Consider the following 15,987-nt stretch of genomic DNA (forward strand, 5'->3'; position numbering starts at 1 on the left):
GCATCACTCCCGGCGGGATGGCCGTTGGGGGGACGGGGGGACGGCCGGGGAATGGCCGTCCCGGTCCGGGCTGTGGGCGTAGCCGCTCAGAATCCGTTCGTAACCTCGAAAGGGACCGACGAGACGCATCCCGCGACCGGTGATCTCGAATTCCCGGAGCGCCGGGTCGAAGCCGCTGTTGCGCACCTTGAGAATGGACAGGACGCGGCGGGTGGTCGCCTCGACCTCCACATGGCGCAGGGCGATCAGGCATTCGGCCAGGGAGGAGATGCCGCGGATGGGCACCTCCAGCGCCGGTCCGAGGATGGTGGAGGACTCCAGCGTGTAGAGCGTGGTCACGCCGCGGACCCGCAACTCGTTGGACAGGGCGGCGACAAATCGGCTCATCCGCTGCGGATCGGCGGTCGACTCGACGATGGCACCGAGCCCGTCGACGAACAGCCGACGGGCCCCGCGCCGCTCCACCGCGTCGAGCAGCCGATAGCCCAATTCATCCAGGAGGTTCTCCCCCTGCGCCTGCCAGACGATGTCCACCGCGCCCCGCGCCTCCAGCCCCGCAAGGTCGATGCCCAGCGACTCCGCCTTGACCCTCAACCGGTCCGGCGTCTCATAGAAGCCAAACAGCAGTCCCGGATCGTCCTCACGCGCGCTCGCGAGGAACTGCAGTCCGGCCGTCGTCTTGCCGGTGCCGGTCGGGCCGAACAGGACCGTGGTGGAGGCACGGAAGAAGCCGCCGTCCAGGACCTCGTCCAGCCCGTCCACGCCGCTCGCCACACGCTCGTGCGTCGCGTGGTCGGGCCGCGAAGGCGTTGCGAAGGCGGCCTCGATGCGCGGAAAGACGACAAGGCCGTTGCCGGTGATGCGAAAGGCGTGGCGGCCGCGCAGCGAGGCGCTGCCGCGGAACTTGCGCACGAGCAGGCTGCGCTCCGTCCGCACGTCGACCACCCGGTCGTCCAGTTCGATCAGACCGTCCACCATGGTGTGTTCCGGGCTGACGCGGCCCGTGCCGCCGCTGGTCAGCAGCAGCGTCGTGCAGTCGTTCATCGCCGCGTGCATCTGCACCTCGTGGATGAACTTCTTGAACTCGCGGTCCGACGGGGCCGTTTCCTCCGCCGCCACCAGGCCGTCGAGGACCACCAGGCTGGCGCGCTGCCCGCGGATTTCCCGGCGCAGCATGTCCAGTAACCCTTTCAGCCCGTCGTCCTCCAGCATCTTGAAGGCGCTGACGTAATAGAGCCGGTCGGGAATGGCCCCTTCGTCGTAGAAGCTCATGGCGCCGAGGTGCTGCAGCATGCGGGCGTGCGATTCGGCCAGCAGCGTCACATAGACCGCCCGCCCGCCGCGGGCCACGTGGTTGAAGCACATCTGGTTGGCCAGGATCGTCTTGCCGGCACCCGGCACGCCCTGGACGATGTAGACCCCACCCCTGAGAAATCCGCCGCTCAACACCCGGTCGAGGCCGGCAATGCCGCTCGGTACGCGCATCAGGGACAGGTCGTTCCGGGGTTCGGTCATGGGCCGGTCAGTCTGCTGGTGGTTGCGCCGTAGTGGCAGCCGGTGTGGGTCGGCGACCGCGCCACCACCCTGCACGACGCGGGAGAAATCGACAAGCCGCATGGGGAAGCGGCCCGGCCGGCCCATGCTAGCGATCGCCAATGATTTGTGTACAGGCGGATCGTGGTAGGCCGGAGGTGCAGGACGCCGCGGTAAGGTGTAGAGGACATGGCCGTCAACGAAACCCGGCCTGTCCCAGAAGCGCATAGAAGTCGCGCAGGGCGCGCTGTTGCATGGCGGGATCGACGATGTCGGCGACGTAGCGTCGTTCGAAATTCGGCTGGCGCAGGTGGTCGATCACGCGGCGGCGGACGATGTCCAGCGCCTTGCGGCTTTGCAGCGTGCCGGGGGCACAGAGCTGGATCAGCCGGTTGGCGCGCAGGCGCAGCACGTCCTCCGGGTTGTCCAGGCGCTCGACCACCCGGCTGTTCTGGATGTAGGCGCACAGCAGGTCGTCCACGTTGTCCGCCAGCCGGCCGCGCAGCGGTTCGGCAAGGGCTGAGCCGGCCACCTGCCGGTACAGACGGGTCAGCGCCTCCAGATTGTCCTTGATGGGGCGGTTGCGGTCGACGAAGCGGGCGAACGCCCCGGCGTCGCCGGTGAGCCGCTCCAGCGCGTCCCCCACCTCCGCGGCGTGGCCGCGGCCGATGTCCGATCCGGCCAGCGCCATCAGGAAGCGCACGCGGTCGGCGGCATCGGGCAGGCGGGCGGGCACCTCGGCGATCGCCTGGCGGCGGCCGGGGGCACCGCCCGCCTCCAGAAAGCGCATGTAGCGCCGGACCAGCGCCTCCGCCATGGCGGGGCCGCCGAACAGCCCGTCGGGGCCGCTGGCCGCGGCCAGCACCCGGTCGAAGGCGTCGCGTTCGCCGCCGGGGTCGGCGCGGTTCAGCGCCGGGGTGCCGCGGAGCTGCCGGCGCACCAGGTCGACCAGCACGCGGCGCGTCTCGTCCAGGTCGTGGAAGGCCAGCAGTTCGCTGAGCTGCAGCGCCCGGTCGTCGTCGCTGCGGCCGGCCGGCGACAGGCGGCCGCGCGACAGGTCCATGACGCTGCACAGGGCCTCGGCCAGGTTGCGCTGCGTGCCCAGCAGATCCTGCACCACCGAGGGCGCGCCCAGGACGTCGGCGATGACGCCGTCCACCAGGACCAGCGGGCGGTCGGTCAGGCCGCCGTCCTCGCGCACCAGTTCCGACAGGAAGTCCAGCTTGGCCAGCCAGTTGCGCATCTGCACCAGGTCGCGCGACAGCACCACGCGGGCCAGGAAGTCGCGCTCCTCCGGGGCCGGTGCGTCGCCCAGCGCCTCGTAGGCGGGGCGGATGCCGGTGCGCGCGATCTGCGGCAGGTCCTTGCGGGCCGACGCCGTGCGCGCCCGCTCCGTCATGGCGTCGACGACCGCGAAGATCTCGTCGCGCCGGGCGCGGCCGTCGCCGCCGCAGCGGTCGGCCTGCAGGGCCGCCACCCGCCCGACCGCCGAGGGCACCAGGCTGTCCTTGTCGCGCAGCCGCTTCAGCTCGCCGTAATTGTGCATGATCTCGGTGGGCGTGACGACCATGCGCTCGGTGTAGCCGCGCAGCAGGCGGTTCATCACCATGCGGCTCTCGACCCCGTAATACTCCTCCATCCGGTGGCAGACGTCGGGCGCTTCGTCGATGGGCGACACCGCGATGGCGTCGGCGCCGCGGCCGCGGAACTCCGATACCAGTTCGGTTTCGACGTGGCGGCCGTCGGGGCGCTGCCAGTCGCGCACGACGCGGTAGCCTTCGGCCCGGGCCGACCACAGCAGCTTCTTGCCGTAGTCGCGCGCCTGCGCCTCGTCCTCGAAGCGGGTGTCGAGGACCCAATGGTCGACCTTGTAGACCTGCACCTCGTAGCTGTTGCGGCCCACCGCCATGCCACCCGCGTCCCCGTCGCGTTCCCGCACCATCGCCCGGATCGTTCGGCCGTGACATGATTCGGTCGATTATCGGATAAATTCAATGACAATGTGCCGCACGTCGCGGCCGAATCGCCGCTGCATTCTTCGTGCCCGGAAGCGAAAAGCCCCGCGCGGGGCTTTTCCGTTTGCACCGGGCGGGGAAGGTCGGCTATTGAGCGGCGCCGTGCGTCCGTCGCATCCGCCACCGCCGCCGCGAGCGAGCCCGAAGCCATGTCCACTCCGCTGAGCACCGCCCTGCTGCCCGCCGGCCTGCACGATGTGCTGCCGCCCGACGCGGCGCACGAGGCGGCCGCCGTCGAGCGCCTGATGGCGGAGTGCGCCAGCCACGGCTACGAGCGGGTGAAACCGCCCCTGGTGGAGTTCGAGGAGGGGCTGCTCGCCGGCCCCGGTGCCGCCATGGCGCAGCAGACCTTCCGTTTGATGGACCCGGTGTCGCAGCGCACCATGGGGCTGCGCGCGGACATCACGCCGCAGGTCGCCCGCATCGCCACCTCGCGCCTGTCCCGCGCCCCGCGCCCCTTGCGCCTGTGCTACGCCGGGCAGGTGCTGCGGGTGAAGGGTTCCCACCTGCGCCCGGAACGCCAGCTCGCCCAGGCGGGTGTGGAACTGATCGGGGCGCTGGCGCCCGAGGGCGACGCGGAGGTCATCCTGCTGGGCGCCCGGGCGCTGGACGTGGTCGGCGTGCGGCATGTCTCGGTCGACCTGTGCGTGCCCACCATGGTGCCGCTGGTGTGCCGCGGCCTGGGTCTGGCGGAGGAGGAGACGCGGGCTCTGCGCGCCGCGCTGGACCGCAAGGATGCCGCGGCGGTGGCGGCGGTGGGCGGCCCGGCCGCCGCCCTGCTGGAAACGCTGATGGACGCTTCGGGCCCGGCCGACCGCGCCATGGCGGCGCTGGTCGCCGCCGACCTGCCGGAGGCCGCCGAGAAGGACCGCCGCCGTCTGACCGAGGTGGTGCGCCTGATCCGCGCGGCCCGGCCGGACCTGACGGTCACCATCGATCTGGTGGAGCACCGCGGGTTCGAGTACCAGACCGGCCTCAGCTTCACCCTGTTCGCCCGCGGTGTGCGGGCCGAGCTGGGTGTCGGCGGCCGCTACCGTGCCGGCGGCAACGGCAACGGCGATGTCGGCGGCGATGCCGGCGGCGAGCCGGCGACCGGCTTCACCCTGTATCTCGACTCGGTGCTGCGCGCCGTGCCGGCGCCGGCGGCGGTGCGCCGCGTGTTCCTGCCGCACGGCACGCCGGCGGCGGAGGGGGAGCGGCTGCGCGCAGAAGGCTGGGTGACCGTCGCCGGGCTGGAGCCGGTCACCGACGCTGCGGCCGAGGCGGCGCGCCTGCGCTGCACCCATATCCATGACGGCGGCGCCCTGACGGCGTTGGAGTAGACGAACGGCCCCCGGTTCGCGCCGGTCGCGACGGGGGCGGTCCACGGAACCTGGTAATCGCGGAGACGGAAATGGCCAACGTGGCTGTGGTCGGCGCCCAGTGGGGCGACGAGGGCAAGGGCAAGATCGTCGACTGGCTGTCCAGCCGGGCCGACGTGGTGGTGCGCTTCCAGGGCGGCCACAACGCCGGCCACACGCTGGTGATCGGCGGGGTCACCTACAAGCTGAGCCTGCTGCCGTCCGGCGTGGTGCGCCGGGGCAAGCTGTCGGTCGTCGGCAACGGCGTCGTCTTCGACCCCTGGGCCTTCCTGCGCGAGGTCGAGTCGATTCGCGAGAAGGGCGTGGCGATCACGCCGGAGAACCTGCTGGTGGCGGAGAACGTGCCGCTGATCCTGCCGGTGCACGGCGCCGTCGACCGCGCCCGCGAAGAGGCGCGCGGCGCCTCGAAGATCGGCACCACCGGCCGCGGCATCGGCCCCGCGTACGAGGACAAGGTGGCGCGCCGCGCCATCCGCCTGTGCGATCTGGCCGACGAGGCGGCTCTGGCCGAAAAGATCGACCACCTTCTGTTCCACCACAACGCGGTGCTGCGCGGCCTTGGGGCCGCGGAGGTGACGCCGGCGGAGCTGCTGGAGCCGCTGAAGGAGGTCGCGCCGAAGATCCTGCCCTTCGCCGCGGTGGTCTGGCAGCGCCTGGACGAGCTGCGCCGCGCCGGCAAGCGCATCCTGTTCGAAGGCGCGCAGGGCGCCATGCTGGACATCGACCACGGCACCTATCCCTACGTCACCTCCTCCAACACGGTGGCGGGCAACGCGGCGTCGGGTTCGGGTATCGGGCCGCGGGCGATCGGCTATGTGCTGGGCATTTGCAAGGCGTACACCACCCGCGTCGGCTCCGGCCCCTTCCCGACCGAGCAGGCCAACGCGGTGGGCGACCTGATCGGCGAGCGCGGCCGGGAGTTCGGCACCGTCACCGGGCGCAAGCGCCGCTGCGGCTGGTTCGACGCCGTGCTGGTGCGCCAGGCCATCAAGACCGGCGGCATCGACGGCATCGCCCTGACCAAGCTGGACGTGCTGGACGGCCTGGACGAGATCAAGGTGTGCGTCGGCTACCGTCTGGACGGGGCGGAGCTGGACCACCTGCCCGCCGCCGCGTCGCTCCAGGCGCGGGTGGAGCCGGTCTACGAGACCTTCGAAGGCTGGAAGGAAAGCACGCAGGGCGCGCGCACCTGGGCCGACCTGCCGGCCCAGGCGGTCAAGTACGTCCGCCACATCGAGGAGCTGATCCAGTGCCCGGTGGCCCTGCTGTCCACCAGCCCGGAGCGCGACGACACCATCCTCATGCAGGACCCGTTCGAGGATTGATGCCGCCGGCGTGACCGGCCGGGACCGTTTCCCCGGTCCGGCCGGTCACGTCCCCCTCGACGCCGACCCCTCGAACGGTTTATTCCCCTTTGGGGGACCGATCCGGTCCGGGAGCGCCGTCCGCAACCGAGGGGTTAGCGTTTGCCATGCCGTCCGAAGCGCAGACCGTGCCCGCCGGCGACCGTGCGGCGATGAGCGGCGAGCCTGTGAAGCTCGGCGAGCGGCATGAGATCATGCCCACCTCGCCCCTGGCCGCCCTGAACACGCCGGGCGGCAACGCTTTCGCCGCCCGATCCCTGCGCGACAAGCGGGTCGAGACCTTCGCCCTGGTGTGCAGCGGCACCGTGCTGCCGCGCACCGACGTGGTGTCCACCTTCGCCAACGTGGACAACCCTACGGCGATGCGCCTGTTCGACTGGGGCGTCGTCGACTGGCCGACCGACCGGGTGCGCCGCTATTGCCTGGTGTTCGAACGGCCGCTGGGCAAGCGGCTGATGAGCGCCATCACCGACACCATCGAGCCGATGCCCGAGGAGACGCTGACCCGCCAGGTGGTGCAGCCGGTGGTGGCGCTGCTGCGCGAGCTGTCGAGCCGCGGCCTGGTGCACGGCGGCATCCGGCCGACCAATCTCTATTACCGCGACCTGACGGCCGGGGCCCTGATGGTGGGCGAGGCGGTGTCGACGCCGCCCGGCTACGGCCAGCCGTTGATCATGGAGACGGTCGAGCGCGGCATGACCAGCCCGTCGGCGCGCGGCACCGGCACCGTCGCCGACGATCTCTATTCCCTGGGCGTCACGCTGCTGATCCTGCTGCTGGGCCGCAACCCCGTGGCGTCGCTGGACGACGACACGCTGCTCCAGGCCAAGATCGAGCGGGGCTCCTTCCCCGCCCTGGTCGGGCAGATGCGGCTGCCGCTGGGCATCGGCGAGGTCATCCGCGGCCTGATGGTCGACGACCCCAAGCAGCGCTGGTCGCTGAACGACCTGGACCTCTGGCTGTCGGGCCGGCGGCTCAGCCCCAAGCAGCCGCAGATTCCGCGCCGGGCGGCGCGGCCGATCGAGTTCCAGGGGGCCGAGTACTGGCATTGCCGCACGCTGGCCCGGGCCCTGTCCCGCCACCCCGCGGCGGCCACCCAGGTCATCGAAAGCGGCGAACTGGACAAGTGGCTGCGGCGCAGCATGGCCGACGACGTGCGCGGCGACGCGGTGGCCAACGCCATCCAGACCGCCGGGTCGGGCAAGGGCGGCCCGATGGCGGAGCGTCTGGTGTCGCGCGTGTGCATGGCGCTCGACCCGCACGCGCCCATCCGCTACCGCGGCAAGTCCTATATGCTGGACGGCATCGCCGCGACCATGGCGGAGTGCTTCCTGCGCGGAGAGTCGCCGCAGTCGGTGGCCGAGGTGATCTCCAACCAGTTGCCCATGTTCTGGGTCAACGTCCAGACCGACTTCCGGCCGGAGTTCGTGCCCCTGGTCCACAACTTCGACCAGTGGCGGACCTTTCTCGACCGCACGGCTCCGGGGCTGGGGATCGAGCGGGCGCTGTACGAGATGAACCCGACCATGCCCTGTGTCAGCCCGCTGGTTCTCGGCTGGTACCCGCTGACCCCGGCGGACGTGCTGCGGGCACTGGAATGGGCGGCGTCGGGGGGCGAGCGCGGCAAGGAACCGGTGGACCGCCACATCGCCGCCTTCCTGGCGGCCCGCCACAAGCGCACGGAGGAGTTGCTGTACGCCCAGCTCTCTCCGAACATCGACCCGCTGCGCCGCACCATCGCCATGCTGACGATCCTGGCCGAGGTGCAGACCCGCACCGCCACCCCGTCGCTGCCGCACCTCTGCGCCTGGATGGTGACCCTGCTGGACCCCGCCTTCCGCCGCTTCCACAGCCGTCCCCATCAGGAGGAGGTGCGCAAGCAGGCGGAAAGCGCGGCCCACGGCGGCCGGCTGGCGGAATTGCTGAAGATCGTCGACGACCCGGAGTCCCTGCGCCGCGACCGGGCGGAGTTCGAGGCGGCGCAGATCAGCTACCGCGAGGCGGAGGGGGAGATCGAGAAGCTGCGCGACCTCATCGCCGACCGCGACGGCATCACCGAAGGAACCGGCCGACAGGTGGCGGCCGTGGTGTCCAGCCTGGTGTCCACCGTGCTGGTCGCCGGGATCATCCTGTTTTACGCCCTGTGATGCCGGGTTCGGAACGAATCCGGCATCGGCCGCGACGGCGGCCGCGGCCCGGCAGGGCCGAAGCCTGCGTGGCGTATGAACGCAGCGGTCAGGGTCTGCCTGACCGCGTATGAAGAAAAGAGACACAGCCCATGGCCCGTTCCCCGTCCCGCGGCAAGCGCCCCACCCGCAAGAAGCGCGGCGGACCGTGGCTGTTCCTGCTGCTGATCCTGCCGGCGGCCCTGGTGGTGCTGCCGACCACCATCGTCTTCGGACTGGGGATGATCCCTACCATCGTCGCCTATGTCATCGACCGGGACCCCGACAAATCGGCCCCGATCACCGTGGGCGGCTTGAACTTCTGCGGCTGCATGCCGTTCGCCATCGACCTGTGGAAGAACGGCCACACCATGGGCGTCGCGCTGAAGGTCTTCGCCGACCCGCTGGCCTGGCTGATCATGTACGGTGCGGCCGCCATCGGCTGGGCGCTCTACTACGGCATTCCCCCGGCGGTGGCCAGCGCCGAGATCCTGCGCGCCGAGAAGCGGGTGGAAACGCTGCGCGCGCAGAAGGCCAAGCTGGTGCAGGAATGGGGGCCCGACGTCACCGGCCACGGCAGCGACGAGGACGACGGGATGGAGATCGGGTCGGCGCTCAACGGGGGATGAGCGCCGCCCTCCTCAGCTCACCAGCTTCTGCTCCAGGGCGGCGTTCTTGATCGCCTTCTGCAGCTTTTCGAAGGCCCGCACCTCGATCTGGCGGACGCGTTCGCGGCTGATGCCGTAGCGCTGGGACAGGTCCTCCAGGGTGGTGGGATCGTCGCGCAGACGGCGTTCGGACAGGATATCCCGCTCGCGCTCGTTCAGGTTCGCCATGGCCTGGGTCAGCAGCTTGCGGCGCTTGCCCAACTCTTCCCGCTCGGCCAGGGTGATTTCCTGGTTGGACGTCTCATCGACCAGCCAATCCTGCCATTCCCCCTCGCTGTCGGCGCGCAGGGGCGCGTTCAGGGAATGGTCGGGGCTGGCGAGGCGGCGGTTCATCGCCACCACGTCCTGCTCCGGCACCTCCAGCTTCTGCGCGATGGCCTTGACGTTCTCGGGCGACAGGTCGCCCTCGTCGATGGCCTGCATCTGGCCCTTCAGCTTGCGCAGGTTGAAAAACAACTTCTTCTGGGCCGCCGTAGTGCCCATCTTCACCAGCGACCAGGAATGCAGGATGTATTCCTGGATGGCCGCGCGAATCCACCACATGGCGTAGGTGGCCAGGCGGAAGCCGCGGTCGGGATCGAAGCGCTTGACCGCCTGCATCATGCCGACGTTGCCTTCGGAGATCAGTTCGGATACCGGCAGGCCATAGCCGCGGTAGCCCATGGCGATCTTGGCCACCAGGCGCAGGTGGCTGGTGACCAGCCGGTGGGCCGCGTCGGAGTCGGCATGCTCCTGCCAGCGCTTGGCCAGCATGAACTCCTCCTGCGGGTCCAGCATGGGGAACTTGCGGATCTCCTGCAGGTACCGCGACAGGTTGCTTTCGGAACTGACGACCGGAATGCTCGGCAGTGTCGCCATGTCACGTACTCCCGGTGGCCGGGCTGCATACCCGGCCGGATCCCTGGCTGCGTCCTGGTGTGCCACGCATGGGCGCTCTCTCCACTCTCGAAACAATACCCCACGCGCGGGCATGGGGATAGCCGTTCATATTCGCTCAAGCGCGTCAATCAATCCCCGGAAATCGTCCGGCAGGCCAACGGAAAAGCGCACGGTCTCACCGCTCGCCGGATGGACGAAGGCGATGGCGACGGCGTGCAGGGCCTGTCTGGGAAACCCAACAAGGGCATCGCGGGCGGGTTCCGGCAGGGCGGCCGCGTTGGCCCCGCGGGCCCGCGCCGGGCGGCCGCGGCCGTACAGGGGGTCGCCCACCACGGGGTGGCCGATGTGGGCCATGTGGACGCGGATCTGGTGGGTGCGCCCGGTTTCCAGCGTGCATTCCACCAGCGCCGCGCCGCGGCCGAAGGCGCGCAGCACGCGGTAGCGGGTGACCGCCCGCTTGCCGGCGGGTTCGCCGACCACCGCCATCTTCTTGCGGTCGGCGGGGCAGCGCCCGATGTTGGCGTCCACCGTCCCCTCCCGGGGCGACGGGACGCCCCACACCAGGGCGTGGTAGGTGCGGCTGAGCGAGCGGTCGGAGAACTGGGCGGTCAGGGCGTGGTGGGCGCGGTCGTTGCGGGCGACCACCATCAGGCCGCTGGTGTCCTTGTCCAGCCGGTGGACGATGCCGGGCCGGCGCACGCCGCCGATGCCCGACAGGGTGTCGCGGCAATGGGCCAGCAGCGCGTTGACCAGCGTGCCGTCGGGGTTGCCGGCGGCGGGGTGGACCACCAGGCCGGGTGGCTTGTCGATCACCAGCACGTCCTCATCCTCGTAGACGACCGTCAGCGGGATGTCCTGCGCCTCGGGCAGCGCCGGTGCAGCTTCGGGCACGAAAACGTCGAAACTTTGGCCGGGTTTGACCCTCTGCGAGGGGTCGGCTATGGTCCGCCCGTCGAGCCGCACGTGGCCCTGCTCCAGCAGCGCCCGGATGCGCGACCGCGACAGTTCGGGGACGTGCGCCGCCAGCACCTTGTCCAGCCGCTCGCCGGCCGCCTCGGGCGGCACGGTGCCGGCGTGGCGGGCGCTGCCGCCCGCCGCCGGGCCGGCGGCCGCTCCGGGATCAGGGGCGGGGTGCATGGCGCGGCTCCTGTCGTTCCCTGCCACCACCGTGGACCCGATCCGTGCGCGTTCTCAAGGCCGCCGTCATCATCATGGGCGTGTTCATCGTCCTCGGCTACGTCTATCTGGGGCTCGAAGTCTACAAGCGAATGACCCGTTCCGGCGAGCCGGCGGAGGCCGCGGATGACCGGCCGGCCCTGTCGGTCACCACGGCGGGGGAGATCGCGCTGGGCCTGCCCCCCGGTGCCCGCATCGCCGAGATGCTGGCGGTGGGCACCCGGGTGGTGTTCCGCGTGACCGTTCCCGACGGGGCGGAGCGCCTGTACGTCCTCGATCCGCGCGACGGCACGGTGGGGCCGGTGGTCACCACCGGCGCCGCCGCCCCGCGGCCCGCCCCGCCGACCGTTCCGCCGATTCCTCCCGCCGTTCCCGTTCAATAGCCCGGAACCACCGATGATCGTCTACGATTTCCGCAGCGACAACGTGGCCGGCGCCGTGCCGGAGGTGGTGGACGCCCTGGCCGCGGCGGCCCGCGGCACCGCCGCCCCCTATGGCGAGGACCCCTGGACCGAACGCGTCGGCCGGCATCTGGCCGAGCTGTTCGAGACGGACGTGGCGGTCTTCCCCGTGGCCACGGGCACCGCGGCCAACGCGCTGGCCCTGTCGGCGCTGGCGCCGCCCCACGGCGCCGTCTACTGCCACGCGGACAGCCACGTCAACACCGACGAGTGCGGCGCGCCCGAGCTGTTCACCGGCGGTGCCAAGCTGGTGGGGCTGGCGGGGGCGCACGGCCGCCTCGACCCCGCCGACCTGGAGCGGGCGCTGGCGGGGGCCGGCATCGGGTCGGTGCACCGCGTGCAGCCGGCCGCCCTGACCCTGTCCCAGGCGACGGAGGCCGGCACCGCCTACCGTCCCGACGCGGTGGCGGCCCTGGCGGCGGTGGCGCACCGCCACGGCATGGCGGTGCACATGGACGGCGCGCGATTCGCTAACGCGCTGGCCTTTCTGGGCTGCACGCCGGCCGAGGCGACGTGGAAGGCCGGCGTCGACGCCCTGTCGCTGGGCGCCACCAAGGGTGGCGCCCTGGCGGCGGAGGCGGTGGTGTTCTTCAATCCGGCGGCGGCGGAGGGCTTCGGATTCCGCCGCAAGCGGGGTGGCCATCTCGTGTCGAAGATGCGCTTCGTCTCAGCCCAGTTGGAGGCGTGGCTGGCCGGCGGGCTGTGGCTGCGCCTGGCGCGGCACGCCAACGCCCGGGCCCGCGACCTTGCCGCCGGGCTGGCGGCCCTGCCCGGGGCGCGCCTGGTCCACCCGGTGGAGGCCAATGAGGTGTTCGTGGAGCTGCCGGAGCCGGCCATCGCCGCCCTGGCCGCCGCGGGGATCGGATTCTATCGCTGGGAGGGGGCGGTGCTGCGCCTCGTCACCGCCTTCGACACGCCGCCGGTCGCCGTCGAGGCGGCCATCCGGGCCGCGGCCGGCTCCGGGGCAGGTTGAGTCACGCCGCCCGCGCCGCCGGTTCTTCGTCGGTGGCGCGGCGCAGCGGGAAGGTCAGCGCGAACAGCGTGCCGCCGTCCTGGCGGAACTCGACGGTTCCGCCGATCTGTGCGGCCAGGCTGCGGATCAGGCGGCTGCCCATGCCGGAGCCGCCGTCGGGGGTGTAGCCGACGCCGTCGTCGTGCACCCGCAGCACGGCCGGGCCGCCGGGTACGGCCTGCAGGGTCACCGAGATGGAGCCGTCGCGGCCGTCGGGGAAGGCGTGCTTGAAGGCGTTGGACACCACCTCGTTGACGATCAGGCCCAGCGGCAGGGCCTTGTCCGGGTCCACCGCCACCGGGTCGAGCGCGCAGTGCACCGCGGCGGCGGAGCCGTAGCCCTCGCGCAGGCGCATGACCAGAGTGCGGACGTACTCGGCCACGTCGACGCCGTCGAACCGGTCGGAGCCGTAGATGTGCTCGTGCACCGCCGCCATGGCGGCGATGCGGCGCATCAGGTCTTCCTTGCCCTCCGCCGGTCCGGGCTGGAGCTGAACCAGGGCGGACACGGTTTGCAGGTTGTTCTTCACGCGGTGGTGCACTTCGCGCAGCAGCACGCGGTTGTCCTCCAGCGCGCCGGACAGGGCGCGGCGGATGTGCTCCTCCCGGCGCAGCAGCCGCACCACCCACACCGATACCAGCAGCAGCCCCAGCCCTACCGGTGCCAGGATCAGCCCGACCTCCCCCATGCGCTGCCGGGCGCTGGCGGCCAGGGTGCTGGCGGGGATGCCGACCACGGCCACCAGGGGCAGGCCATCCACCCGGCGATAGCCGACGAGCCGCGAGACCCCGTCGGCGGGCGACGCCGCGGCCTCGTAGACGCCGTGCGGCGACTCCGGCAGGTAGCGGGTGAACAGCACGTAGCCGGACAGGTCCACCGCCCGGTCGGGAACGGGGTGGCGGGCGACCAGCCAGCCGTCGTCGCGCAGCAGGCCGACCGTGGAGCCGGGGCCGAGCTGCATCGACTCCCAGAATTCGGCCAGCGGGTCCGCCGGGACGAAGACGACGACGGCGCCGGCGAACCGCCCGTCGCGTTCCAGGCGGTGGCCGATGGGGAAGATCTTGCGGCCGGAGAGGGCACCCACCAGCAGCGGCCCGATGTGCCACTCCTGCCCGTCCCGCAGGGCCCGGAAATAGGACCGGTCGGCGGCGTTGGCCGGGCCGAGTTGCGGCTCGTTGCTCAGGACGGAGTCGCCGTTGGCGTCGAACACCCAGATGGGCACCGCCCCCGGCAGGGCGGCGACCGCGTCGGACAGGTCCCGGATGGTCGCTTCGCCGCCCGGTTCGGGGCGCCCGCCCACCGATTCGGCGACGCGCCGCAGGGCCTGGAGATTGGCTTCCACCAACCAGCGCGCGTGGGCCGCGGCGGAATAGGCGGCGCTGGCGGCGCGGGCGTGCACGGCGGCCCGTGCGTCGCGGTGGCCCTGCCAGATGAACAGGCCGGTCAGCAGCAGGGCCAGGAGGAACAGCAGCGCCACCAACGTCAGGGCCGCCACGACGGTGCGCCCGGCCACCCCGCCTTCGGCCGGGCGCGGCGGTGTTTGCGATGGTGAAGGGATACGCGGTCCGGACAGCTCCCGTCCTCCCCGGCCGACGCCGGCCCGCGGCGCGCGCCCTTGGGCGCCCCGGCGTCCGGTCGTGGTGAGCGACGCGCGATTGTGCGCCGACCGGAGGCCCGTGCCAAATCCTTTCTCCACCCTATGGAACAGCGGCAAAAAAGTGCTTGCGCCCCCGCGGGCGCTTCGCTACATACGGCTTCCGCGCCGCACGACGTCCCCTTCGTCTAGAGGCCTAGGACACCGCCCTCTCACGGCGGCAACAGGGGTTCGAATCCCCTAGGGGACGCCACTCTCCTTTCTCGGAGATTGCCGTCATCATGGCAACGCCATGGCGACACCGCACGGCGCGATGCATAGGCCCCAGCGGCCAAGGCTCCGGGTCCCCTTCGTCTAGAGGCCTAGGACACCGCCCTCTCACGGCGGCAACAGGGGTTCGAATCCCCTAGGGGACGCCATCTTGCTTTCAGGGTGGTTCAGAGCATCCGAAAGCTTGGGCGGCATGGATGAATCAGCCGTTCCAAATCCCGAACCGCTCCTTCAGCATGCTCCAGCCGCTCGAAGCCGACGTGATTTCTGAAAGGGCCAATCAGCATTCGTCCAGATCGTCGGGGGGGGCAAGCCGATAACTCGTGCTTCGCCCGCCGCCCGGGTTCTGAAACAGTATCCGCCGGTCAAGCAGCCCCTGGATATCACGCAGGGCCGTATCCGGGGAACACTTCGCCAGCTTGGCATATTTGGAACTGGTCATGTGTCCCTCGAAGCCGTCCATCAACCTGTTGATGACGGTGCGCTGCCGGTCGTTGATCGGCCCCTGATTGATCCATTTCCAGAGCTTCGCCTTGTCAAGAATTCGGCCGAGCGTGCCGTCCGCCGCGCCGAGCGCCCGGCCCAGGCATTCGAGGAACCAGAGCAGCCAACCCGTGATGTCCGCATCGCCGCGCTGCTGCCGTTCCAGTTCCTCATAGTAGGTTCTCCGTTCGGCTTCGATCTGCGCCGACATGCTGTAGAAGCGTTCCCGGCAGCCATCGGCCCGTGCCAGCGCCATATCGGCAAGCGCTCGCGCAATGCGCCCGTTCCCGTCTTCGAAAGGATGGATCGTCACGAACCACAAATGAGCAATACCCGCCTTCAGGACAGGATCGAGTCGTTCTTGTCCATTGAACCATTCGGTGAAGAGCGTCATTTCCCGGTCAAGCCGCTTGGCCGCCGGCGCCTCGAAATGCACCCGTTCCCGGCCATAGGGACCGGAAATGACCTGCATCGGCCCGACATTCTCCGTGCGCCATGCTCCGACCGTAATGCGTTGCATACCGCTCCGCCCCGTGGGGAAAAGTGCCGCGTGCCAGTCGAAGAGCCGTTCCACGCTGAGGGGTGCTTCATGGTTCTGCGTGGCGTCGAGCATCATCTCGACAATGCCCTCGACGTGCCGCCCTGCCGGAGGCAATCCCCGGCCGCGTCCCCCGAGGTGGTGTACGAGCTGTGGGTAAGCGGCCCGCCGCAGCGCCCCCCAGAGCTGGCGTAGGCGGGCCGCTTATCCACAGTGGGGCGGTCATCGAGGATCTCCGGTAGGTTCGGGTCACCACAACCTTGAACGAGACTGGCGAGGACCCCGATGACCATGGACAGAATGGCGCTTCACGAGCTTCTGGAGAAGGGCTCTGATTTGGACCTGCTGCGCGAGATGATCGGCTATGTCGCGCAGCGCCTGATGGACCTGGAGGTCGACGGCCTGTGCGGCGCCGGACACGGCGAACGCACGCCGGAGCGCGTCAACCAGCGCAACGGCTACCGCGAG

13 protein-coding genes and 2 tRNA genes are annotated in these 15,987 nt (G+C 70.8%); 9 read left to right on the forward strand and 6 right to left on the reverse strand.

Features of this window, described 5'->3' with window-relative positions; translation table 11 throughout:
* Window positions 1-3 precede the first annotated feature (3 nt).
* Window positions 4-1,515, reverse strand: a complete 1,512-nt coding sequence (locus G472_RS34520) for a DUF7125 family protein (protein WP_084536801.1) — start codon at window positions 1,513-1,515, stop codon at window positions 4-6.
* A 214-nt stretch (window positions 1,516-1,729) separates the two neighbouring features.
* The gene (locus tag G472_RS0120175; protein ID WP_029009820.1) at window positions 1,730-3,475 is read right to left on the reverse strand and encodes a hypothetical protein; all 1,746 of its coding nucleotides are present in this window, start codon (window positions 3,473-3,475) and stop codon (window positions 1,730-1,732) included.
* A gap of 222 nt (window positions 3,476-3,697) precedes the next feature.
* On the opposite strand from G472_RS0120175, the gene G472_RS0120180 reads away from it, so the two are divergent.
* The 4 genes from G472_RS0120180 to G472_RS0120195 all read left to right on the forward strand — a co-directional run bounded on the left by G472_RS0120180 (window position 3,698) and on the right by G472_RS0120195 (window position 9,067).
* Window positions 3,698-4,870, forward strand: a complete 1,173-nt coding sequence (locus tag G472_RS0120180; RefSeq protein ID WP_029009821.1) for an ATP phosphoribosyltransferase regulatory subunit — start codon at window positions 3,698-3,700, stop codon at window positions 4,868-4,870.
* Between the two features lie 71 nt (window positions 4,871-4,941).
* On the forward strand, window positions 4,942-6,234 hold the full coding sequence (locus G472_RS0120185) for an adenylosuccinate synthase (protein ID WP_029009822.1): 1,293 nt from the start codon (window positions 4,942-4,944) through the stop codon (window positions 6,232-6,234).
* Between the two features lie 146 nt (window positions 6,235-6,380).
* Entirely contained in the window at window positions 6,381-8,420 is a 2,040-nt protein-coding gene (locus G472_RS0120190; RefSeq protein WP_029009823.1) for a serine/threonine-protein kinase, read from the forward strand.
* Window positions 8,421-8,551: 131 nt separating this feature from the next.
* Window positions 8,552-9,067, forward strand: a complete 516-nt coding sequence (locus G472_RS0120195) for a hypothetical protein (RefSeq protein WP_029009824.1) — start codon at window positions 8,552-8,554, stop codon at window positions 9,065-9,067.
* A 12-nt stretch (window positions 9,068-9,079) separates the two neighbouring features.
* Here the strand turns inward: G472_RS0120195 and rpoH are convergent, their stop codons facing one another.
* Together rpoH and G472_RS34525 are read right to left on the reverse strand one after the other, a co-directional pair.
* The gene (gene rpoH / locus G472_RS0120200; RefSeq protein WP_029009825.1) at window positions 9,080-9,964 is read right to left on the reverse strand and encodes an RNA polymerase sigma factor RpoH; all 885 of its coding nucleotides are present in this window, start codon (window positions 9,962-9,964) and stop codon (window positions 9,080-9,082) included.
* A gap of 126 nt (window positions 9,965-10,090) precedes the next feature.
* Window positions 10,091-11,122, reverse strand: a complete 1,032-nt coding sequence (locus tag G472_RS34525) for an RluA family pseudouridine synthase (RefSeq protein ID WP_084536802.1) — start codon at window positions 11,120-11,122, stop codon at window positions 10,091-10,093.
* Window positions 11,123-11,166: 44 nt separating this feature from the next.
* On the opposite strand from G472_RS34525, the gene G472_RS34530 reads away from it, so the two are divergent.
* Together G472_RS34530 and G472_RS34535 are read left to right on the forward strand one after the other, a co-directional pair.
* On the forward strand, window positions 11,167-11,544 hold the full coding sequence (locus tag G472_RS34530) for a hypothetical protein (RefSeq protein WP_051341073.1): 378 nt from the start codon (window positions 11,167-11,169) through the stop codon (window positions 11,542-11,544).
* Window positions 11,545-11,557: 13 nt separating this feature from the next.
* Complete coding sequence (locus G472_RS34535) at window positions 11,558-12,595, forward strand: threonine aldolase family protein (protein WP_035693191.1); 1,038 nt, start codon at window positions 11,558-11,560, stop codon at window positions 12,593-12,595.
* 1 nt (window position 12,596) lies between these two features.
* Here the strand turns inward: G472_RS34535 and G472_RS0120220 are convergent, their stop codons facing one another.
* Window positions 12,597-14,147, reverse strand: a complete 1,551-nt coding sequence (locus G472_RS0120220) for a sensor histidine kinase (RefSeq protein WP_029009826.1) — start codon at window positions 14,145-14,147, stop codon at window positions 12,597-12,599.
* Between the two features lie 258 nt (window positions 14,148-14,405).
* Between G472_RS0120220 and G472_RS0120225 the strand changes: the two genes are divergently transcribed.
* Both G472_RS0120225 and G472_RS0120230 read left to right on the forward strand, forming a co-directional pair.
* A tRNA-Glu gene (locus G472_RS0120225) sits at window positions 14,406-14,481 on the forward strand.
* A gap of 90 nt (window positions 14,482-14,571) precedes the next feature.
* Window positions 14,572-14,647: transfer RNA gene (locus G472_RS0120230), tRNA-Glu, on the forward strand.
* Between the two features lie 131 nt (window positions 14,648-14,778).
* On the opposite strand, the gene G472_RS34540 is transcribed toward G472_RS0120230, so the two are convergent.
* Window positions 14,779-15,597, reverse strand: coding sequence for a Fic family protein (locus G472_RS34540; protein ID WP_084536803.1), 819 nt, complete (start codon window positions 15,595-15,597; stop codon window positions 14,779-14,781).
* Window positions 15,598-15,804: 207 nt separating this feature from the next.
* On the opposite strand from G472_RS34540, the gene G472_RS0120240 reads away from it, so the two are divergent.
* Window positions 15,805-15,987, forward strand: a 183-nt coding sequence (locus G472_RS0120240; RefSeq protein WP_029009827.1) for a transposase, incomplete at its 3' end; no start/stop codon positions are given.

Origin of the sequence: Azospirillum halopraeferens DSM 3675, from assembly GCF_000429625.1 — a bacterium.
In the GTDB taxonomy this organism is placed as follows: Bacteria; Pseudomonadota; Alphaproteobacteria; order Azospirillales; family Azospirillaceae; genus Azospirillum; species Azospirillum halopraeferens.

Bases quoted from the DNA above. Each gene is read 5' to 3' on its own strand.
- G472_RS34520 (WP_084536801.1), bottom strand. From the start codon at position 1,515: ATGACCGAACCCCGGAACGACCTGTCCCTGATGCGCGTACCGAGCGGC.
- G472_RS0120175 (WP_029009820.1), bottom strand. From the start codon at position 3,475: ATGGTGCGGGAACGCGACGGGGACGCGGGTGGCATGGCGGTGGGCCGC.
- G472_RS0120180 (WP_029009821.1), top strand. From the start codon at position 3,698: ATGTCCACTCCGCTGAGCACCGCCCTGCTGCCCGCCGGCCTGCACGAT.
- G472_RS0120185 (WP_029009822.1), top strand. From the start codon at position 4,942: ATGGCCAACGTGGCTGTGGTCGGCGCCCAGTGGGGCGACGAGGGCAAG.
- G472_RS0120190 (WP_029009823.1), top strand. From the start codon at position 6,381: ATGCCGTCCGAAGCGCAGACCGTGCCCGCCGGCGACCGTGCGGCGATG.
- G472_RS0120195 (WP_029009824.1), top strand. From the start codon at position 8,552: ATGGCCCGTTCCCCGTCCCGCGGCAAGCGCCCCACCCGCAAGAAGCGC.
- rpoH (WP_029009825.1), bottom strand. From the start codon at position 9,964: ATGGCGACACTGCCGAGCATTCCGGTCGTCAGTTCCGAAAGCAACCTG.
- G472_RS34525 (WP_084536802.1), bottom strand. From the start codon at position 11,122: ATGCACCCCGCCCCTGATCCCGGAGCGGCCGCCGGCCCGGCGGCGGGC.
- G472_RS34535 (WP_035693191.1), top strand. From the start codon at position 11,558: ATGATCGTCTACGATTTCCGCAGCGACAACGTGGCCGGCGCCGTGCCG.
- G472_RS34540 (WP_084536803.1), bottom strand. From the start codon at position 15,597: ATGATGCTCGACGCCACGCAGAACCATGAAGCACCCCTCAGCGTGGAA.